The organism is Glycomyces sp. NRRL B-16210 (assembly GCF_000719515.1).
GTDB lineage: Bacteria > Actinomycetota > Actinomycetes > Mycobacteriales > Micromonosporaceae > Glycomyces.
In genome coordinates this window covers 149,698-169,109 of sequence record NZ_JOGR01000007.1, presented here as the reverse complement: position 1 = coordinate 169,109, position 19,412 = coordinate 149,698, and the positions used below count along the sequence as shown (strand labels likewise).

Here is a 19,412-nt window from a genome sequence, read left to right as displayed (position 1 = left end):
AAGGAGCGAGCTTTGCGGATTCTCCACACCTCCGACTGGCACGTCGGCGTCACCATGAAGGGCCGCTCGCGCCTCGACGAGCAGCGCGCGGTCTTCAAGGAGATCGTCGACATCGCGCGCGCCGAATCGGTGGACCTGGTGATCGTCGCCGGGGACCTCTTCGACACCGCCTCGCCCTCCAGCGAGGCCCAGAAACTCCTGACCGCCGCGCTCTCGGCGCTGCACGGCACCGGCGCCGAAGTCGTCGTCATCGCCGGCAACCACGACAACGGCAAGGCGCTCGACGCCCTGCGGGACTGGGCCCACGCCGCCGGCATCCACCTGCGCGGCAGCCTCGGCAAGGCCGCCGACCACATCGTCACCGGCACCACCGAGGGCGGCGAGCGCTGGCGGATCGCCGCCCTGCCGTTCATCGCCCAGCGGCACGCGGTCCGGGCCGCCGAACTGTTCGAACTCGGCGCGGCCGGCGCCGAGGCCAACTACGCCGACCACCTCAGACGCCTCGTCGCCGCCCTCACGCAGGGCTTCACCGCCGACGAGGTCAACCTGTTCACCGGGCACCTCACCGTCGTCGGCGGCAAAGTGGGCGGCGGCGAGCGGGAAGTGCACACCGTCGCCGACTACGCGGTGCCCGCCGCGATCTTCCCGCCCACCACTTCATATGTGGCCCTTGGGCACCTGCATAAAGCCCAGTCGATCAACGGGCCCTGCCCGATCCGCTACTCCGGCGGACCCCTCGCGGTCGACTTCGGCGAGGAGGACCACACCCCGAGCGTCGCGATCGTGGACGTGGCCGCCGGGACCCCCGCCCACGCCCGCACCGTCCCGCTCACCGAGGCCGTCCCACTCCAGACCGTCCGCGGCAGCCTCGAACAACTCGCGAAGGCCGAAGTCGACGAACGGGCCTGGCTGCGCGTGTTCGTCACCGAACCGGTCCGCGCCGGACTCCGCGGCGAGGTCGCCGACCTGTTCCCGCGCGCCGTCCAGATCCACATCGACCCGGTCATGCGCGCCGACGCCACCGCGCCGCGCCAGCGGCGGTCCGGGCGCAGCCCCGGCGAGCTGTTCACCACCTACCTCACCGAGAACGGCCACGACGACCCGGCCGTCGCCGGCCTGTTCGCCGAGCTCTACACGGACACCCAGACCGTCGCCGAGGAGTCCTGATGCGCCCGATCCGACTCGACCTGCAAGGCTTCGCGTCCTACACCGGATCCGAGACCTTCGACTTCACCGACGTCGACTTCTTCGCGCTCACCGGCCCGACCGGCGCGGGCAAGTCCACAGTGCTCGACGCGATCTGCTTCGCGCTGTACGGGCGCACGCCCCGCTGGCGGGTCAACACCACGCAGAACGCGATCGCCCCTTCGGCGACCGAAGGGCGGGTGCGGCTCGTGTTCGCCGCGGCCGGGACCAACTACGTGGCCACCAGGATCCTGCGGCGCGACCGCAACGGCAAGGTCAAGACCACCACAGCCGCTCTGGAGCAGCTGCCGGACGGGGTGAACCCCGCCGACGACGGCGAACTCGTCGAAGGCCTCGGCAAGGCCCTCGCGGGCAGCCCCAGCGAGGTCTCAAACGCCGCCGAGCGGGTGATCGGGCTGCCGTTCGAGCAGTTCACCAAGTGCGTGCTCCTGCCGCAGGGCGAGTTCGCCGAGTTCCTCCACGCCTCCCCCGCCGACCGGCGCAAGATCCTCGAGAACCTGCTGGGCCACAGCGTCTACCGCCGCGTCCAGCAGCTCGCCGGCGCCAAGAGGGACACCGCGGCCACCGCCAAGAAGACCCTGGAGGCGCAGCTCGCGCGGGTCCCCGCGGTGAGCGACGAGGAACTGGCGGCCGCCGCCGAACGCGTCGAGCAACTGGAGAAACTCTCCGAACCCGTGCGGGACAAGGCGAACGCGCTCGACGGACTCGCCGCGGCCGTCGAGGCCGCCCGCAGGAGGCTCGGCGAGGCCGAGGCGAGCCTGGCGTCGCTGACGTACATCAAGCAGCCCGCCGGGATCGACGACATCGCCGCGCAGGTCGCCGCCGCGACCGCGGCCGTGGCCGCGAAGGCCGCCGAGGTCGAGGCGACCGAAGCCGAGGACGAGCGGCTCCGCGCCGACCTCGACGGGCTCGACCTGGCCCTCATCGAACGCCAGCTCAAGGCCTGGGCCGAACTCGCCGAGACCGAGACGAAGCTGCGGACCGGGCGCGAGCTGACCGAGGAGCTGCGCGACCAGCACGCCGAGGCCAAGGAGCTGGAGGAGGCCGCCGGCGAGGAGATCGAGATCCAGCACGCGGCCCTCCACAAGATCCGCATGGCCGAACTCGCCGGGACCCTCCGCGCGGGCATCGAGGTCGGCGACGAGTGCCCCGTCTGCGACCGCCCGGTGGAGACTGTTCCTGAGCACGACCTGTCGGAGACCATGCAGCAGGCCGAGGAGGCCTCCCGGACGGCCACGGCCGAGTACCGGGACGCGCAGGCCGCCGTGGTCGCCCTCCAGACGAAACTGGAGAACTACGAGGAGCGGCTCACCGAACTGCAACTGGCCGAGCGGCGGCTGAAGAAGAAGCTCGACGGCGTCGGCGAACCCGCCGCGCTCCAGGCGAAGCGCGCGGCCTCCGAGGAGACCCGCCAGCAGCTCGCGGGCACCGGCGCGGCGCTCAAGGCCGCCAGGCGCGCCCTGCGGGAGGCCGAGAAGCGCAAGGCCGCCGCCGACGAGCGCCAGCAGCGGGCCTGGAAGGAGTTCCAGCACGCCCGCGACCAGGTGGCCGTGCTCGGGCCGCCCGCGGCGGGCGACGACCTCGCCGCGAGCTGGGCCGTGCTGGTCGGCTGGGCCGCGTCCTCGCTTGAGAGGGCCACCGCCGAACGCGAGGCCGCGCGGACCGAACTCAACGCGCTCGACGGGCGAGCCGGGACGCTGCGGACCGAACTGCGCGTCGCCTTGGGCGAGTTCGACGTGGAGGTGCCGAGGACGGGCACCGGCGGCGACTACGTCGGCCGGCACGCGGCGGCGGTCGAATCGGCGCGGGCCGCATCGATCCGGCTGACCGAGGCGCGGCGCCAGCGCGTGGACCTGGAGGCCGAGACGCGGAAGTTCGCGCACGAGGCCGAGGTCGCGAAGGCGCTCGCCTCGCACCTGGAGGCGCGGCGGTTCATGGAGTGGCTGCTGAGCGAGGCGCTGGACGAGCTCGTGGCGGGCGCGACGGTGATGCTCAACCAGATCACGGGCGGGCAGTACGACCTGATCTACCGCGACCAGGACTTCTGGGTGGTCGATCACCACGATGCGGACATGGCGCGACCGGCGCGGAGCCTGTCGGGCGGCGAGACGTTCGCGGCCTCGCTGTCGCTGGCGCTGGCGTTGAGCGACCAGTTGGCGAGTCTGGCGCGGCACGGGGCGTGCCTGGAGTCGATCATCCTCGACGAGGGCTTCGGGACGCTGGACCCGGAGACGCTGGACGCGGTGGCGACGACGCTGGAGGCGCTGACGCTGTCGGCCGAGCGCACGGTGGGGCTGGTGACGCACGTGCCGGAACTGGCCGAGCGGGTGCCGGTGCGGTTCCGGATCACGAAGGACGCGAAGGGCTCCCACGTGGAGAAGTCCCTCAGCTAGGCGAATGCGGTCCGACACCGCCGTCGGGGCCGATGGGGCGGGGCGCGGGAATCGACCGACTAGTGTGGGGCGCAACGATCCTGAAAGCAGGTGCGACTTGCAGATCACCGTCGACGCTTGGGACCCGTCCTTCGCGGACAACCCCGAGTCGCCCTCGCGCTCCGACCGGGCCGTCGTCCGGGCCGACATCGAACTCGAACCCGCCGACTGGCGCCCCGTCGACGCGCCCGCCGCCGGGCCCCGGCGCCTCCTCGTCGTCGACGGCGTGCGCCGCATCGACGCCCGCGTGGAACTGCTCGAAGACGGCGACCGCTGGCCCGGCGTCTGCGTTTCCTGGGCCGCCGGCGCGGTCGCCTGCGACCTCGACGGCCGCACCGCGACCGGCGCCGAAGCCGCCGTCGTCGAAGTCGCCGTGGAACGCGGCCTGTTCGCCGCCGTCGACCCCGGCGCCGACTTCGGCCGCTACCCCTACCGCGAGACCGCCTCGGCCGACCCCGGCGAACTCATCGCCTCCGCCCAGTCGGCCATGGCCGAACTCGAGGCGAAGGTCGCCGCCCAGTGCGCGACCGACGCCGAGCTCTCGGTCCTCGACGGCCCCCTGCGCGGGCGCACCCGCCTGCCGAACTCCGTGGGCTACATCAAAAGCCACCACCGGTCCTACCTCCAAGGCGAGCTCAACGCCGTCGTCGAGAAGCTCGCGCCCGGCCAGCGCACCCCCGTCTTCCACCTCATGTCCGGCTGGCCGCGCTACACCTGGTACCTGCGCCTGCCCGGGACCTCCTCGCGCGGCTGGGCGGGCGTGGCGCGCCTTGAGGCCGCCGACGATCTGACCGAGAACGCGGCGATCGCGCTGGCCGACGCCACCGCCGCCGCGCTGCCGACTCTGGGCTCGGCCGCGCACAAGGACGCCCGCGCCCCGCAGAACCTCACCCCGATCGCGGGGCTGGAGCGGCGCCTGAAGCGGATGCTCGGGGACCCGAGGCTGCTGCTGCGGTCGGTCCGCGCGGCCTCCCTGGAGTCCGGGCGGTGACTGCGCCCCAGAGACCGGTCCACGGCACCGTGACCGTCTCCCGGACGCTCAAGGCCCCGCCGGAACGCGTCTGGGCGGCCTTCGCGGACTTGGACCTGCGGGACCGGTGGTTTCACATTCCAGGGGAGGACGCCCGGCACGAACTCGACTTCCGCATCGGCGGCGGCGAGATCGCCTCCGGCGTGTTCGCTCCGACGGGCGCCCCCGAGACCGTGGAGTGGCGTTCGCGGTTCCTCGAACTCGTCGAGCACCGCCACCTGGTCTTCTGCTATGAGTTGAGGGTCGACGACGTGCTCCGCAACCTCGCCTTGGTCACGGTCGTGCTCGAACCCGAGGGCGCCGGGACGCGGATCGACTACACCGAGCAGTACGTGATTGCCGCCTTCACCGGCGGGCCGGGCCCGGACGGGCGGACCGTGGACGAGAAGCACGTGCGCGGCTCGCTCCCGTTCCTGCTCAACCGCCTGGAGGCGGCCCTGGAGGACGGGCGAGAGGCCCCGACGCGGATCTAGATCGCGCGCCGAGGCCTCTCCTATTCGGTTGTGCCTGTGGTGGGGATTCCTAGTACCAGCCGACCGATTCGCTGTGCGACCAGGCGCCGCAGGGGCTGCCGTAGCGGTCGCTGATGTAGCCGAGGCCCCACTTGATCTGCGTGGCCGGGTTGGTCTGCCAGTCGCTGCCGGCGGAGGCCATCTTGTCGCCCGGGAGCGACTGCGGGATGCCGAAGGCGCCCGAGGAGGAGTTGTAGGCGGCCTCGTTCCAGTTGGACTCGCGCTCCCAGAGGCTGAGGAGGCAGGAGAACTCGCCCATGCCCCAGCCGCGGTCGAGGGTCATGGTGCAGCCGATGGCCTTGTTACCCGAGTAGTCCGAGCACTCGGCCGAGATGTCCACGCTGGTGCCCGAGGACTCGGAGGAGGTGCTGCCGGTGGTCTCCTCGACCGCCGGCTCCTCTTCCTCCTCGACTTCCTCTTCGGGGGTCTCGGCGGCCTCGGCCTTCTCCGATTCGGCGGCGGCCTCCTCGCGGACGGGGAGGATGCTCTCCATCGGCTCGACCTGGTCCCATTGGCGGTCGGCCTCGCCGGCTTCGGCGACGATCTGCGAGGCGAGCTGCTCCTCGGCGGTCTGGTCGTCGGTGTAGATGATCGCGGCGCTCGCGCTGCTCGCCGTCCCGAGGGCGACGAGGACGGCGACGGAGGACACGAACAGTCGATCGCGGATCACGTGGCGCAGGGCGGCGGTCCGCGGTTGGGCGGACCGGTGCTTCGCGCGGGAGGATTTCATGCGGGTCAACATCGGGGCAACCATAGGGGGTCGCCCTCGCCGGATCGTACCGCTCGGTAATCAGCCCAATACGGCACATTGCCGTATGGGAGCCGACCTATCGACCGCCCGTCTCGCCCGATAGCGCCGCTATCGTGCAGTCTGCGCCGGGCGCCCGGGGCCGTGAGGGTCCCGGTCCGCCGAACGGGCCATTGACACCCGACCGCCAGGCACTTCATCCCCCACTTAGGTCCACCGAGAGCAATGTCACACCTGGTCGGCGCCCGCTGCGGGGCGGAGCCCGGACGGTCGGGCGAACGTCATCGGCGCCGCGCCGGGGACCGTGCGGTCCCCGGCGCGGTCAGTTTCCTTCGGTCGGGCTCGGCTCGTCGGAAGCGGCCGCCTCGCTCGGGCCCTCCGTCGCGGTCGGCTCCTCGCTCGGCATCGCCTCGTCGGAGGGGCCGTCGGCGGGCTCGGGGAAGGCGGAGGGTTCGTCGGACTGGTCCTGGGCGCACAGCGGGTACTGGTAGCCGTAAGGGAACCGCTCGTCGAAGTCCACTTCCTCCTCGTAGCCCGGCGGTATCGTCGCGAACCCGTCAGCCGGGGCCGTTTCGCGCTCGAACGGGTCGATCGGCGCCGCGGCACACGAATGCGGATCGCCGATCCACAGCGGATTGCCGTTCTGGTCGAACAGGTACACGCCCGTCAGCGGGTTCCCGTCCTCGTCGTAGACCTGGATGTCGGTGACGTCGTCTTCGACGTAGTAGGACGACTCGGTGTAGCCGTAGTCCCCGTACCAGTAGTACGGCACCGCCACGACGACGAAGGCGTAGAAGGCGTAGAGGACCAGGCCCACGCCGAAGGCGGCGGTCAGCAGGCGCCGGCGCCGCCCCCATTCCCGGGACCGGGCGCCGACCCGCAGCGAGACCCAGGCGCAGAAGACCACCGCGGCGATCGTGAACAGCGTCCAGGGCAGCGAGCCGAACACGTGGTAACCGGCGGTGTTGTACTGGGAGGCCACGAGCAGGTACACGATCAGCACCGCCGTGAGGGCGCCCCGCGCCACCCACCAGCCGGGCCGCAGCCGCTCGACGAGCTCGGCCGCGTCGGCGTGGCCGGTGCTCGCCGCGTAGCGGTCGGACCAGGCCCGCAGCCGCCGCGCCGCCGGCGCCGCGGCCTCGCGCAGGCTCCGCCGCAGGCGGACCCCCGCGCCCTCCTTGGGGACCTCGGCGGTCTCGCGCAGTTCGCGGGCGTACGCCTCGGGACTGCCGAGCAGGTCCCGCAGGGTCGTGCCCGGCGCGAGGTCGGCGGCGACCTCGGCGAGGTGCGTGTCGAGATCGGACAGCAGGTCCTCGCGGATCGCCCCGGGCAGGTCGGCGAGGTGGCGTTCGACCGCGACCAGGTAGGCCGCGATCTCGGTGGTCCGATTGGGGGCGTCGGTCATGGTCAACCCTTCGTGGGTGCGTCGAGAAGCGTCCGCATCTTCGCGCTGACGTCCTCCCAGGCGTCGCGCATCTCGCGGAGACGCTTGCGGCCGGGCTCGGTCAGTGAGTAGTACTTGCGGTGGGGCCCTGATTCACTGGGCTGGACGTACGTGGACAGGAACCCCGCCCGGTACAGGCGCCGGAGCGTGCCGTAGACCGAGGCGTCGCCGAGTTCGTCGAACCCGGCCTTGCGCAGGCGGCCCAGGATCTCGTACCCGTAGCCGTCCTCGTCGTCCAGCACGCGCAGCACGATGATGTCGAGCAGTCCTTTGAGCAGTTGCGATCTGTCCACGCTATCGACAGTACCACGCAATGCACAGTAGTGGGAGGCCGAGACGCGGAGCGGCCCCGCCTTCCGGCGGGGCCGCTGCGAGCGTCGGGTTATTGGTTCATGTTGGCCAGGTAGACGATGCCGGCGATGACGATGAGCGCGGCGAGGATCGCGAAGACGATCTTCCACACGCTCCAGGGCCGCTCGCCCTGGACCTTCCCGGTCTGGCCGCTGACGAGGACCTGCCAGGTCTTGCCGCCGAACAGGTAGGCCAGGAGCCAGACGGGCAGCAGCAGGAGCTTGTAGGTGAGGTTCGCGTACCGGGTCTCCACGTGGTGGATGCGCTGCTCGTCGCCGCCGATGTGGTGCTTGACGTCCCGGCGGATGATCGCGGCCATCTTCTGCTTCGCCGCGTCGAGGCCCTGCTCGGGGCCGACCTCGTAGCGCTGCGTGAAGTGCCCCGAGAGGAACTGCGGCTGGAAGGCCACGGCCTTCCCGGTGTCCCAGTCGTCCGCGAGGCGGTCGAGGTAGTTGCCGCTGACGTGGGCGCTCGCCGGGACGACCACGTCGTCGAAGTGGCGCTGGACGGTGCCGCGCACGTGGTGCCAGCGGGTCTTGCGCTCGCGCTTGCCGTCGCGCTCCACGTAGTAGTGCTCGCCCCGCTCGCCGCGGTAATTGCTCGTGGTCTCGGCGTCCCAGGTCCAGTGCGGCAGGTAGGTGCTCTTCAGCGACTCGGCCTCGGAGACCTTCTTGAACGCGTTGGGGGCGAACCAGCGGCTCGAGACCCACTTCTTGAGCGCCTCGCGCGCGCCGCGCTTGTCGACCTGGAACGGGAGGACGCCCTCGGGGTCGACCAGGTCCGGGTCGAACCGGTCGGCGACGACCGGCGCGTCGCAGAACTGGCACACGTCCGACCAGGCGTCGGATTCGGTGTGCGCCCCGCATCCGGTGCACACGAACAGGTTCGGCGGCACCGACGCCGGGTCGCGGCGGGGCTTGGCCGCCAGCGCGTCGTAGGAGCGCTCGACGACCTGGCGCTGCGAGGGCACGATCTGCTGCTGCGCGCCGCAGTAGGGGCAGGCCAGGGCCGTGGTGCCGGGCGCGAACTGGAGCTGCGCGCCGCAGTCGGTGCACGGGTAGGTCTGATGACTGGAGGGGGCCGTGTCCGTCATGGATCGTTCCTGTTCGGGGAGGGCTTACTGCGGCGGCAGGGGCGGGGGGAGCATGCCGAACAGGCTCGACAGCTCGGGGATCTGCCCGGCGGCGGTCCAGGCGGCCTGGCCCTGCTTCCAGGCGAGGGTGTCGCGGGTGAGTTCGCCGGTGGCGACCTTCTGCTGGAGGGTGGGCGCGTCGAAGGGCCCGACCTGCTGGCCGCCGATGCCGAGGTACCAGGCGGGGGCGGCCGCGCCCGGGAGCGGCGGCGGGCCGGCGGGCGGTGCGGCCTGCTGGGGCTGCTGGGCGGCGGTGTTCGCGGCCATGTTGGCGGCCATCTGGTTGCCCATGGCCATGCCCGCGCCGAGGCTCATGGCGTCGGCGGCGCCGCCGCCGTTCTTGGCCGCGTCCTCCAGGGCGTTCGCCGCCTGGTACTGGGTGTAGGCGCCGAGGTCGCCGATCATGCCCATGGAGGAGCGCTTGTCGATGGCCTCCTCGACCTCCTTGGGCAGGGAGATGTTGGAGATGGTGAACGAGGGGACCTCGAGGCCGAGGGGGGCGAGCTGCTCGGAGATGGCCGACTTGAGCTTCTGGCCGATCTGGTCCTGGTGGATGGCCATGTCCAGCACCGGGATGCGGGCGGAGGCGATGGCCGGGGCGAAGGCGCCGATGACCTTCTCGCGCAGCCAGGACTCGATCTCCTCGGTGCGGAAGTGGGCGTCGGTGCCGGCGGACTCGCGCAGGAGGAGGGCGGGGTCGATCACGCGGATGGCGTAGGCGCCGAAGGCGCGGATGCGCACGGCGCCGAACTCGGGGTCGCGGACCAGGACGGGGTTCTTGGTGCCCCATTTGAAGTCGGTGAACTGGCGGGTGTTGACGAAGTAGACCTCGGCCTTGAACGGGGAGTCGAAGCCGTACTTCCAGCCTTTGAGGGTCGAGAGGATGGGGAGGTTGCGGGTCCCGAGGGTGTGGGTGCCGGGCTGGAACACGTCGGCGAGCTGGCCTTCGTTGATGAACACCGCGGTCTGGGACTCGCGGACGACGAGTTGCGCGCCCATCTTGATCTCGTTGTCGTGGCGGGGGAACCGCCAGACGAGGGTGTCGCGGGAATCGTCGGTCCATTCGACGATATCGATGAACTCCCCGCGGATTCCGTCGAACAAACCCATGCTCAGTCCTGTCCCTCGTTCGGTGCCGCCGTTCGCGAGCCGGGCTCGCGGTCGCGCGGTCTATCGGATCGGTGACTCCACCGTACAAGAACGCCGCAACCGCCGGGGTACGCGCATCTGCCCGCTGTACTGCGGGAACTCGTTCGGGTTCGGGGCGTTTCACGCCGATCGGTGGCGTTCTGCACCGTCGCTCGCCGCATGATCCATCGGGCACACAGGACATTCATCGGTCAATTCGAACAAAACGAGCGAGCCTCGTGCGAGGCTCGCTCGTTCGGCGGAACGGGCCGGTTCAGAAGGTCGCGCGGGCGGCGCGCAGGCGCGCGAGGCTCACCTCGCGCCCGAGCAGTTCCATGGACTCGTACAGCGGCGGCGAGACGGTCTTGCCGCTGATGGCGACCCGGACCGGGCCGAAGGCCTTGCGGGGCTTGAGGCCCAGGCCGTCCACGAGGGCGGCCTTGAGGGCCTCCTCGATGCCGGCGGTGGTCCACTCGGTCGCTTCGAGGGCGGCGATCGCGGCGTCGAGCACCTGGCCCGCGTCGTCCTTGAAGGTCTTCTTGGCGCTGACCTCGTCGAGTTCGACCTCGGTGCCGCAGAACAGGAAGCGGAGCATCTCCACGGCCTGGCCGAGGGTCGCACAACGCTCCTGCACGAGCGGGACGGCCACGTCGAGCACGTGCTGCTCCGCGGCGGTGACCTCGGGGCCGATCAGGCCCGCGGCCTGGAGCCTGGGGAGGAGCAGCCCGGTCAGCGCGGCGGGGTCGACGGCGCGGAAGTGCTCCGAGCAGATCGCGTCGAACTTCTTCTCGTCGAACCGCGCCGGGTTCGACTTCACGTCGTGCAGGTCGAAGGCGCCCAGGAACTCCGCGACCGAGAAGGTGTCGCGGTCGCCCGAGAGCGACCAGCCGAGCGTCGCCACGTAGTTGAGCACGCCCTCGGGGAGATACCCGGCCTCCTTGTACTGCAAGAGGTTCGAGCGGGGGTCGCGCTTGGACATCTTCTTGCCGCGCTCGTCGACGATGAGCGGCAGGTGCGCGTACTCCGGCTCGGCCTCGGCGATGCCGAGCGCGATGAGCGCGCGCCACATGACGATCTGGCGCGGCGTCGAGGGCATGAGGTCCTCGCCGCGGGTCACCATGGTGACCTTCATGATCGCGTCGTCCACCGGGTTGGTGAGCGTGTACAGCGGCGAGCCGTCGCCGCGGGCGATCACGTAGTCGGGCACGGTCCCGGCCGGGGTGCGCACCTCGCCGCGCACCGCGTCCCGGAAGACGATGTCCTCGTTGGGCATCCGCATCCGGTACACCGGCTTGCGGCCCTCGGCGCGGAAGGCGGCCCGCTGCTCCTCGGTGAGGTCGCGGTCGAAGTTGTCGTAGCCGAGCTTCGGGTCGCGCCCGGCGGCCCGGTGGCGGGCCTCGACCTCCTCGTTGGTGGAGAACGCCTCGTAGGCGTAGCCGCCGGCGAGCAGGCGGGCGATCACGTCGGCGTAGACGTCGAGACGCTCGGACTGCCGGTAGGGCGCGTAGGGGCCGCCGATCTCGGGGCCCTCGTCCCAGGTCATGCCGAGCCACGAGAGGGCTTCGAGCAGTTGCTGGTAGGACTCCTCGGTGTCGCGCGCCGCGTCGGTGTCCTCGATGCGGAAGACGAACTCCCCGCCCTTGGCGCGGGCGTAGCCCCACGAGAACAGGCAGGTGCGCACCAGGCCCACGTGCGGGGTCCCGGTGGGGCTGGGGCAAAAGCGCGTGCGGACGTTAGTCACTGGAGACCACCTTGTTGGTGAGAGTGCCGATGCCGGCGACCGAGACGGTGACGGTCTCGCCGGCCTGGAGCGGCCCGACCCCCGCCGGCGTGCCGGTGAGGACCACGTCGCCGGGCAGGAGCGTCATCACCTGGGAGACGTAGGCGACCAGCGTCGCCGGGTCGAAGACCATGTCCTTCGTCGAGCCGAGCTGGCGCACCTCGCCGTTCACCTCGCAGCGGACCTCGACGTCGTCCACGTCGGCGTCGGTCTCGATCCACGGCCCGAGCGGGCAGAACGAGTCGAAGCCCTTGGCGCGCGTGAACTGCACGTCCTGCTGCTGGAGGTCGCGGGCGGTGACGTCGTTGGCGCACGTGTAGCCGAAGATCGAGGCCTTGGCGGCCTCGCGGTCGAGGCCGCGGGCGCCGGGCAGGCCGATGACGACGGCGAGCTCGCCCTCGTGCTCGACCTGGTCGGAGACGGCCGGGAGGCGGATGGCCTCGCCGGGGCCGACGACCGAGGTCGAGGGCTTGAGGAAGATCAAGGGCTCCTTGGGCACCGCGTTGCCGAGCTCGGCGGCGTGGTCGGCGTAGTTGCGCCCCACGCAGACCACTTTGGACGGGAGGATGGGGGCGAGCAGCCGCACGTCCTCCAGCGCCCAGCGCTGGCCGGAAAGCGTGATCTGCGCGAACGGGTGCCCGTCGATCTCGGCGGCGGTGGCCCCGGGCCCCTCCCCTTCGAGTACCGCGAACGACATGCCGGTGGGGTGAGCGATCCGCGCGATCCGCACAGTCGGCCCCTCTCTGAGACTGGTTCGAATCCTTGCGGACCCAGCTTAGTTCGACCGCGGCGGCGATCGGAGGCGCTCCGTGCGGGGAGTGGCGCGGCGGTCAGCGCAGGAGCAGGAACAGGCCCGCGAGGACCGCCGTGCCGACCAGTGCGCCGACGACGATGCCCATGCCGAGGCGGCGGACCTTGCCGAACAGGCCGATGAAGAAGCCGAACGCGAACGTGAGGGGGGTGGCGATCAGGAGGGAGATGCCGGTCGCGCCGAGGCGCACTTTGAGGCTCTCGCCGAGGTCGCCGACGAGCACGAAGCCCAGCGCGAAGGCGAGGATCACGAGGATCACCAGGCCGAGGAAGAACCCGGAGGCGAACCGGCGGCGCCCGTACACGGCCGAATCCGCGGCCCTGGCGGCCGCGCGGGCGCGATCGGTCTTGTAGGAAGTCACCGCCCAACTCTAATACGCGCGGACCGGGCACGGGGTCACGGCTTCGGGCGCAAGGCGAGTCCGGGGACCGGACGTGGCGGTCCTCTCCTTTGGAGCGGGCCGGGGACGCGCCGTCGCAATACCGGGCGCGGCGCCCCGCGCGTGCGAGACTGCCCGGATGCGTCGTTTCATCACACTCTTCCTCCTGATCGGGGCCGTGCTCGTCGCGCAGACGCCGGCCGGGGCGATCGACTCCAGCACACCGCTGAAGACCGCGTCGTTCAACGACCAGGTGTACAAGGTCGCCTACGACGGCGACGTCGTCTACTCCGGCGGCCTGTTCACCAGGGCCCAGAAGCCCGACGGCACCTTCGAGCGCCGCCACTACCTGGCGGCGGTGGACTCGACGACCGGGGCGCTGCTGCCGTTCGCGCCGGTCCTCGACGGCCCGGTCCACGAGGTCAAGACCGGCGGCGGGTACCTCTACATCGGCGGGCAGTTCACGGAGGTCGACGGCGTCGCCCAGAAGCGCGTGGCCCGGTTCGACCTCGCCACCGGCGAGCTCGACACGACCTGGCAGGCCAAGCCCTCGGCGATGGTCTACGCGATCGAGCCGGCCGGCTCGACGGTCTACCTCGGCGGCAACTTCGCCTCGGTCGGCGGCTTCGGCCAGCGCGCGCTCGCCGCGGTGAGCGCCGCCGACGGCTCGCCGATCACCGGCTTCACGCCGGACATCCCCTCGGGCGCGGTCCGCGACCTGCAACCGGGGCACGGCCGCCTGTACGTGTCGGGGTCGTTCTCGACCCTCGGCGGCGAGAAGAAGTACGGGAAGCTCGGCGCGGTGGACCCGGACACGGGCGCGGTGGACCCGTCGTTCGAGTCGAAGGTGTTCGTGCTGACCCGGCAGGTCGTGGTCTCGGGCGACCGCGTGTACGCGGCCCTGGACGGGCGCGGCGGCGAGGTCCGGGCGTTCACGACCACCGGCGAGACCCTGTGGTACCAGGCCGCCGACGGCGGGATGCAGACGGTCGAGGTGTGGGGCGACGTGGTCATCGGCGGCGGCCACTTCGACGAGGCGTGCGTCACCAACCACGCCGGGCCGCGCGGCGAGTGCGTGGACGGGATCAAGGCCCATCGCGGGAAGCTCCTGGCCGTGGACCTCAACGGCACGCTGCTGCCGTGGAACCCGGGCGCCAACGGCGTGATCGGGGCCTGGGACGCCACGGCGCACCCGTCGGGGGCGAGCCTGACCGTGGGCGGCTCGTTCACGACCTTCGGGGGCGGCATGATCGAGCAGAAGCGCTTCGCGGTGTTCAACTGACGCGGATCGACTGTGAAAGGGGCCCGGCCACTTCGGTGGCCGGGCCCCTTTTCGTCGTCCGGCGGCGCGATCGGCGCTGTCGGGCTGGGACCTCGTCTCGTGGAGTCGGTCCTGTCGGTGCCGCTCGTGGCGGGCTCGGGAGGTCGGTTCGGGGGCGCTAGCGCCGGTTGAGGCCGTACGCCAGTGCGTCGGCGAGGGCGTTCCAGGAGGCCTCGATGAGGTTGGGGGCGACGCCGACGGTGGTCCACTCGGATTCGCCGTCGCTCATGGACACCAGGACGCGGGTGACGGCGTCGGTGCCGGTGGAGCCGGCGAGGATGCGGACTTTGAAGTCGGAGAGCGTCAGTTCGGCCAGGCGCGGGTGGCGGGCGGCGAGGGCGCTGCGCAGGGCCGCGTCGAGGGCGTTGACGGGGCCGTTGCCCTGGGCGGTGGCGATCCGGTGCTCCTCGGCCTCGCCCTGCTCGCCGTTGACGTAGAGGCGCACGGTGGCCTCGGCGACGGTGGCGCCGTTGGGGTCGTGGTCGACGATGACGCGGTAGGTGTCGAGGGTGAAGGGCCTGGGGAGGCCGCCTTCGACCTCGTCGCGCACGAGCAGTTCGAAGGAGGCGTCGGCGGCCTCGAAGGACCAGCCGCGCGATTCGAGCTCCTTGACGCGCTTGGTGATCCGGTCGAGGGCGGTCTTGTCGCCGGAGAGGTCGATGCCCAGTTCGCGGCCTTTGAGCTCGACGGAGGCGCGCCCGGCCATCTCGGTGACGAGGATGCGCATGTCGTTGCCGACGACCACGGGGTCGACGTGGTTGTACAGGGCCGGGTCGGCTTTGATCGCGGAGGCGTGGATGCCGGCCTTGTGGGCGAACGCGGCGTGCCCGGTGTAGGGGGCGTGCTCGTCGGGGGTCATGTTCGCGATCTCGGCGATGGCGTGGGAGATGCGGGTGAGTTTCGCGAGGCCGCCGTCGGGCAGGACTTTGCGCCCGAGCTTGGTCTCCAGGTTCGCGATGACGCTGAACAGGTTCGCGTTGCCGGGCCGCTCGCCGTAGCCGTTGGCGGTGCCCTGGACGTGCATGACGCCGGCCTGGACGGCCGCGAGGGTGTTGGCGACGGCGCAGCCGGTGTCGTTCTGGGCGTGCATGCCGAGGCGGACGCGTTCGGGCGGGAGCACTTCGAGCAGGCGTCGGCGCAGTTCGGTGACGGCGGCGGTGATGTCGGCGGGGATGCGCCCGCCGTTGGTGTCGCACAGTACGACCGCTTCGGCGCCGGCCTCGAGGGCGGTGCGCACGACGAGGGTGGCGTACTCGGGGTCGTAGCGGAAGCCGTCGAAGAAGTGCTCGCAGTCGATGAAGACCTGGCGTTCGAGTTCGCGGCCGGTGCGCACCGAGTCGGCGATCATCGCCAGGTTCTCCTCGGCGGTGGTGCGCAGGGCCTGCTCGACGTGGCGCATGTCGGACTTGGCGACCAGGCACAGGACGGGCGCGCGCGATTCGAGGAGGGCTTGGAAGCCGGGGTCCTCGGCCGCGCTGGTGGCGGCCCGGCGGGTCATGCCGAAGGCGACGAGCTTGGCGTGCTTGAAGTTCAGCTCCTCGGCGGCGCGCGAGAAGAACTCGGTGTCGGAGGGGATCGCGCCGGGCCAGCCGCCCTCGATGTAGTCGACGCCGAGCTCGTCGAGGAGTTCGGCGACGGCGAGCTTGTCGGCGACGGAGTAGCGGAGGCCCTCCATCTGCGCGCCGTCGCGGAGCGTGGTGTCGAAGACGTGGAAGTCCGCGCCAGGGTCTGCCTGCGGGTCTGGTTGCGTCACTTGGTGCTCCAGGTTGTGTGTGTCTCCGGTCCGGCCGCTGCGCAGCCGACCTGAACGTTCGTTTGCCCTGAACGAAAAAGACCCCCTGCGGGCGCAGGAGGTCTGGCGTTCGGCGGCGGCATCTATCGAAGGTGCTCCGCGGAACGCCCGCAGCTAATCATGAGCTGGAAGGTCACGGAAGGAAGTATGCCACCGAGCGTTCCCGCGAACCAGAATTTCCCGCATCGTGGGATTCAGTGTGTCGCGCTCCTCGGTCCCCGGCGCCTACCACTCCGCGCGCAGGGCCCTGCGCCGCTGCCACCACAGGAGCACGCCCGCGCCCGCGGCGAGCGCCACGGTCCCGGCGCCGAGCGCGGCCCCGAGGCCCGCTCCGGCCTGCGGCAGCTGCGGTGCCGCGACGGCGGACGGCGAGGGCTCCTCGGGCGGCGAGGAGACGGTCTGCTCGGGAGGGAACTGCTCGGTCGCGAGGCCGAAGCGCCACTCCTGGGCGTGCAGGCTGTTGCCGGACCTGATGCGCACGCCGAGGACCTCGGCGCCCTCGACGGCGTCGCCGTTGCCCTCCAGGCCCAGGTAGTAGTGCTCGTCGGCGACGAAGCGGTAGTCGACGTGGCTCGGGAGGCTGTCGAAGATGATCGTCCAGACGTCGGCCTCCTCGCAGTCGGCGAGCAGGATCGGCGCGGTCCTCGCGGCGGCGCTGGAGTCGACGGTCAGGCACTGGCCGGACTCCTCGTGCACGATCTGGTAGTTGCCGAGGTCGTCGAAGCGGTCCTCGGTCTCGATCTCCAGGAACGTCCACAGTTCAGGGTCGGTGCCGAGCTGCGCGCGGTCGTCGACGAGGTCGAGCGGCAGCTCGGGGTGGTCCTTGAGGTAGATCTGCGTCGGGCCCTCCGGCACGGGGCCGGCGTAGGCGGGCGCGCTCCAGAACGCGAGGACGGCTGCTGCGGCGGCAGCGCTGAGCAAGAGCGATTTCATCGCCAGATTACATCAAATGAGACATTTTCGCCTACATGCCGCCTATGGGCGGGCCGCTTCAGGCCGTGGCACCGGGCTCGGGGTTGGTGTGCTGCGGACCGAGCCGCCCGCGGATCTCGCTGGCCGCGTCCCCGGCCGCCCGGAGGCGGTCGGCCGCGTCGTTGAGCAGTTCCAGCGTCTCGTCGGCGCGGTGGTCCGACAGCGCCTGCTGCAACCCGATCGAGCCGGCCAGGCACTCCCCCGCGGCGCTGACCATGTCCTCATAGGCGCTCACGCCCGCTTCGAGGCGTTCGACCATGCGGGCCAGGTTCGCCTCCATGCCGGGACGCCGCGACTGCGGCGCGACCGCCATGGCCTGCTCGAAGTCCTTGACGCCCAAGGCGAGGCGGTACAGCTCCTGCCCGGCCTTGCCGGCGCCGGCGAGGATCGCGACGGCCTCGCTATCGCCTTCGAGGCGCTGGGCCATGCCCTCGGCCGCGATCGAGGCCTTCTCAAGGCGCTCGTAGGGGCGCAGGGCCTTGCTGCCGCGGAACTGGGCGCGAATGCGCCCGCGGCGGATCGCCCCGGCCGTCTCGCCGAACAGGCCGCGGGCCTCCTTGGCGAGCTGCGCCGGGCCGTGCAGTTCGAGCGAGACGCGCTCGGACACGGGCAGGGCCCGCGCGAGGCGACGGTAGTCGAGCCAGCGGACGACCGCCATCGCGGTGGAGAAGCCCGCGACGGTCACCCACACGCCGTCGGGCGCGCCGAGACCCATGTAGGGGATGAAAAAGGCGCTTCCTGCGATCGAGGCGCCGGCGGTGGTCGTCCAGGACTTCGCCGAGGACAGCCGGGACCGCAGGCGCTTGAACGCGCGCTTGCGGTCCTTGGCGTCCACAGGGGTGTCCTAGCTCGTGGTCTTGTCGGCCTCGGCGGCGCCCTCGTCGCCGAGGGAGGCGCGGATGTCGGCGAGGCGGGCGTTGGTGGTCGACTCCTTGGACTCGATCGCCGGACCGGCCTTGCTCCCAGAGAGCTGGTCGCCTTCGAGCGAGGCGCGGATCTGCTCCAGGCGGGAGGCCCCGGCCATGTCGCGGGTCGCGCGGTTGACTTCGAGGAGGCGGCCCTCGACTGAGTTCGAGGCGAGTTCGGCGCGGCCCATGGCGTTGGAGTAGCGGCCCTCGATCTTGTCGCGGATCTCGTCGAAGTTCGGCACGTTGCCGGGCGCGGCGGTCTGCGACATCGACTCCAGCGAGGAGGCGATCGTCTCCTGCATCTTGGCCTGCTCCAGTTGGCCGAGGAGCTTGGTGCGCTCCTGGAGCTTCTGCTGGAGGACCATCTGGTTGTTCTCGACGGCCTTCTTGGCCTGGTCGGCGGCGGTGAGCGCCTGGTCGTGCATCACCTTCATGTCCTCAAGGGACTGTTCGGTGGAGACCAGCTGGCCCGCGAGGATCTCGGCGGTCGACTCGAACTGCCGGGCCTTCTCCTCGTCGCCCTCGGCGCGGGCCTTGTCGGAGAGCACCAGCGCCTGGCGCGCCTGCGCCTGGAGCCGCTCCACTTCGGCCATCGAGCGGTTGAGCTTCATCTCCAACTGGCGCTGGTTCCCGATCACGGAGGCGGCCTGCCCCACCAGAGCCTGGTGTTGCTTCTGCGCTTCTTCGATCGCCTGCTGGATTTGAATCTTGGGGTCGGCGTACTCGTCGATCTTCGCACCGAAGAGCGCCATCATGTATTTCCAGCCCTTGACGAACGGATTGGCCATTATCGGGGTCCTTCCGGTGGAGCCTTGGCGAAGCTCGCGAGCCATAAATTAGCAGTGCAACGCCGACTTGCCTCTAGTGTCGGACATTCGCGCCACCTTTGCGGGACAGGGTGACGCCTCAGACGCCAAAACTACATCATCGGGCATGTCGTTCGAGTACGCAGTCAGGCTGCGGCGCGGACCACCGAATCGGTCACCTCGCCACGGCGGTGGCGAGAACGGACCTGGGCGATCGAGGTCGGCCCGGCCTTCGCCGCGCCGGCGGCGCCGTAGATCTGCATCGCCGAGGCCGCGTGGCGGCGGCGCCGCTGCGACTCCTCGGGGGCGTCCTTCTCGCGCGCCGGCTTCTCAGGCGGGCGCATCTCCGAAGGCCGCATCTCAGAAGGCAGCGGCGGCAGCACCGCGACGTGGCGGCCCTGCGCGTGCTCTTCGCCGCGCTCGTGGGTCGCGACCTCGCGCGAGACCTCGGCGAGCACCTCGGACAGGCGCACCTGGAGCGCCCCGCACACCGAGGCGAGCAGCTCGCTCGACGGCTCCTTATGGCCCCGTTCGATCTCCGAGAGGTATCCGAGACTCACGTTCGCCTGCTTCGAGACGTCCCGCAGCGTCCGCTTCTGCGCGCGGCGGCGTCGCCGCAGGGTCTCTCCCAGCAGTTCCCGCAACAACACCATAGGGTTC

Annotated in this window: 18 protein-coding genes; 5 read left to right on the top strand and 13 right to left on the bottom strand. The window is 71.1% G+C overall.

Features of this window, described 5'->3' with window-relative positions:
• Positions 1-12 precede the first annotated feature (12 nt).
• From IF12_RS0111335 to IF12_RS0111320, 4 genes are all read left to right on the top strand, one after another.
• Positions 13-1,167, top strand: a complete 1,155-nt coding sequence (locus tag IF12_RS0111335; RefSeq protein ID WP_030158113.1) for an exonuclease SbcCD subunit D — start codon at positions 13-15, stop codon at positions 1,165-1,167.
• The gene (locus IF12_RS0111330; RefSeq protein ID WP_030158111.1) at positions 1,167-3,599 is read left to right on the top strand and encodes an AAA family ATPase; all 2,433 of its coding nucleotides are present in this window, start codon (positions 1,167-1,169) and stop codon (positions 3,597-3,599) included. Before IF12_RS0111335 ends, IF12_RS0111330 begins: the two co-directional genes overlap by 1 nt.
• Before the next feature lie 97 nt (positions 3,600-3,696).
• A complete protein-coding gene (locus IF12_RS0111325) occupies positions 3,697-4,629 on the top strand; it encodes a hypothetical protein (RefSeq protein ID WP_030158109.1) in 933 nt (310 codons plus the stop codon).
• Positions 4,626-5,141, top strand: a complete 516-nt coding sequence (locus IF12_RS0111320) for an SRPBCC domain-containing protein (protein ID WP_030158107.1) — start codon at positions 4,626-4,628, stop codon at positions 5,139-5,141. The genes IF12_RS0111325 and IF12_RS0111320 overlap by 4 nt, the downstream gene beginning before the upstream one ends.
• Before the next feature lie 49 nt (positions 5,142-5,190).
• Here the strand turns inward: IF12_RS0111320 and IF12_RS26160 are convergent, their stop codons facing one another.
• The 8 genes from IF12_RS26160 to IF12_RS0111280 all read right to left on the bottom strand — a co-directional run bounded on the left by IF12_RS26160 (position 5,191) and on the right by IF12_RS0111280 (position 12,935).
• Positions 5,191-5,910 (bottom strand): hypothetical protein, encoded by a 720-nt coding sequence (locus IF12_RS26160; RefSeq protein ID WP_197034686.1) that lies wholly within the window; start codon positions 5,908-5,910, stop codon positions 5,191-5,193.
• Between the two features lie 340 nt (positions 5,911-6,250).
• Positions 6,251-7,333 (bottom strand): hypothetical protein, encoded by a 1,083-nt coding sequence (locus tag IF12_RS0111310; RefSeq protein WP_030158103.1) that lies wholly within the window; start codon positions 7,331-7,333, stop codon positions 6,251-6,253.
• A 2-nt stretch (positions 7,334-7,335) separates the two neighbouring features.
• Complete coding sequence (locus tag IF12_RS0111305; protein ID WP_030158101.1) at positions 7,336-7,665, bottom strand: PadR family transcriptional regulator; 330 nt, start codon at positions 7,663-7,665, stop codon at positions 7,336-7,338.
• A gap of 89 nt (positions 7,666-7,754) precedes the next feature.
• On the bottom strand, positions 7,755-8,816 hold the full coding sequence (locus IF12_RS0111300) for a hypothetical protein (RefSeq protein WP_030158099.1): 1,062 nt from the start codon (positions 8,814-8,816) through the stop codon (positions 7,755-7,757).
• Between the two features lie 24 nt (positions 8,817-8,840).
• On the bottom strand, positions 8,841-9,965 hold the full coding sequence (locus IF12_RS0111295) for an SPFH domain-containing protein (protein WP_030158098.1): 1,125 nt from the start codon (positions 9,963-9,965) through the stop codon (positions 8,841-8,843).
• Between the two features lie 292 nt (positions 9,966-10,257).
• Positions 10,258-11,724, bottom strand: a complete 1,467-nt coding sequence (gene gltX, locus IF12_RS0111290) for a glutamate--tRNA ligase (RefSeq protein WP_030158096.1) — start codon at positions 11,722-11,724, stop codon at positions 10,258-10,260.
• Positions 11,717-12,493, bottom strand: coding sequence for a fumarylacetoacetate hydrolase family protein (locus IF12_RS0111285; RefSeq protein WP_081913497.1), 777 nt, complete (start codon positions 12,491-12,493; stop codon positions 11,717-11,719). Before IF12_RS0111285 ends, gltX begins: the two co-directional genes overlap by 8 nt.
• Positions 12,494-12,593: 100 nt before the next feature.
• On the bottom strand, positions 12,594-12,935 hold the full coding sequence (locus tag IF12_RS0111280; protein WP_030158091.1) for a hypothetical protein: 342 nt from the start codon (positions 12,933-12,935) through the stop codon (positions 12,594-12,596).
• 157 nt (positions 12,936-13,092) lie between these two features.
• Between IF12_RS0111280 and IF12_RS0111275 the strand changes: the two genes are divergently transcribed.
• On the top strand, positions 13,093-14,235 hold the full coding sequence (locus tag IF12_RS0111275) for a PQQ-binding-like beta-propeller repeat protein (protein WP_030158089.1): 1,143 nt from the start codon (positions 13,093-13,095) through the stop codon (positions 14,233-14,235).
• Between the two features lie 157 nt (positions 14,236-14,392).
• On the opposite strand, the gene cimA is transcribed toward IF12_RS0111275, so the two are convergent.
• The 5 genes from cimA to IF12_RS27015 all read right to left on the bottom strand — a co-directional run bounded on the left by cimA (position 14,393) and on the right by IF12_RS27015 (position 19,405).
• Positions 14,393-16,027, bottom strand: coding sequence for a citramalate synthase (gene cimA, locus IF12_RS0111270; RefSeq protein ID WP_197034685.1), 1,635 nt, complete (start codon positions 16,025-16,027; stop codon positions 14,393-14,395).
• A 264-nt stretch (positions 16,028-16,291) separates the two neighbouring features.
• Positions 16,292-16,999 carry an RICIN domain-containing protein gene (locus IF12_RS0111265; RefSeq protein WP_030158085.1) on the bottom strand — a complete coding sequence of 236 codons (708 nt, stop codon included), beginning with the start codon at positions 16,997-16,999 and terminating at the stop codon, positions 16,292-16,294.
• A gap of 58 nt (positions 17,000-17,057) precedes the next feature.
• Positions 17,058-17,873, bottom strand: coding sequence for a hypothetical protein (locus IF12_RS0111260; protein WP_030158084.1), 816 nt, complete (start codon positions 17,871-17,873; stop codon positions 17,058-17,060).
• Positions 17,874-17,882: 9 nt separating this feature from the next.
• Complete coding sequence (locus IF12_RS0111255) at positions 17,883-18,734, bottom strand: PspA/IM30 family protein (protein ID WP_030158082.1); 852 nt, start codon at positions 18,732-18,734, stop codon at positions 17,883-17,885.
• Between the two features lie 164 nt (positions 18,735-18,898).
• Entirely contained in the window at positions 18,899-19,405 is a 507-nt protein-coding gene (locus IF12_RS27015; protein WP_030158079.1) for a helix-turn-helix domain-containing protein, read from the bottom strand.
• Positions 19,406-19,412: the final 7 nt, after the last annotated feature.

Excerpts from the sequence above, each read along its gene's own strand:
- IF12_RS0111330 (WP_030158111.1), top strand. The coding sequence starts at position 1,167 with ATGCGCCCGATCCGACTCGACCTGCAAGGCTTCGCGTCCTACACCGGA.
- IF12_RS26160 (WP_197034686.1), bottom strand. The coding sequence starts at position 5,910 with ATGAAATCCTCCCGCGCGAAGCACCGGTCCGCCCAACCGCGGACCGCC.
- IF12_RS0111310 (WP_030158103.1), bottom strand. The coding sequence starts at position 7,333 with ATGACCGACGCCCCCAATCGGACCACCGAGATCGCGGCCTACCTGGTC.
- IF12_RS0111300 (WP_030158099.1), bottom strand. The coding sequence starts at position 8,816 with ATGACGGACACGGCCCCCTCCAGTCATCAGACCTACCCGTGCACCGAC.
- IF12_RS0111295 (WP_030158098.1), bottom strand. The coding sequence starts at position 9,965 with ATGGGTTTGTTCGACGGAATCCGCGGGGAGTTCATCGATATCGTCGAA.
- IF12_RS0111275 (WP_030158089.1), top strand. The coding sequence starts at position 13,093 with ATGCGTCGTTTCATCACACTCTTCCTCCTGATCGGGGCCGTGCTCGTC.
- IF12_RS0111265 (WP_030158085.1), bottom strand. The coding sequence starts at position 16,999 with ATGAAATCGCTCTTGCTCAGCGCTGCCGCCGCAGCAGCCGTCCTCGCG.
- IF12_RS0111255 (WP_030158082.1), bottom strand. The coding sequence starts at position 18,734 with ATGGCCAATCCGTTCGTCAAGGGCTGGAAATACATGATGGCGCTCTTC.
- IF12_RS27015 (WP_030158079.1), bottom strand. The coding sequence starts at position 19,405 with ATGGTGTTGTTGCGGGAACTGCTGGGAGAGACCCTGCGGCGACGCCGC.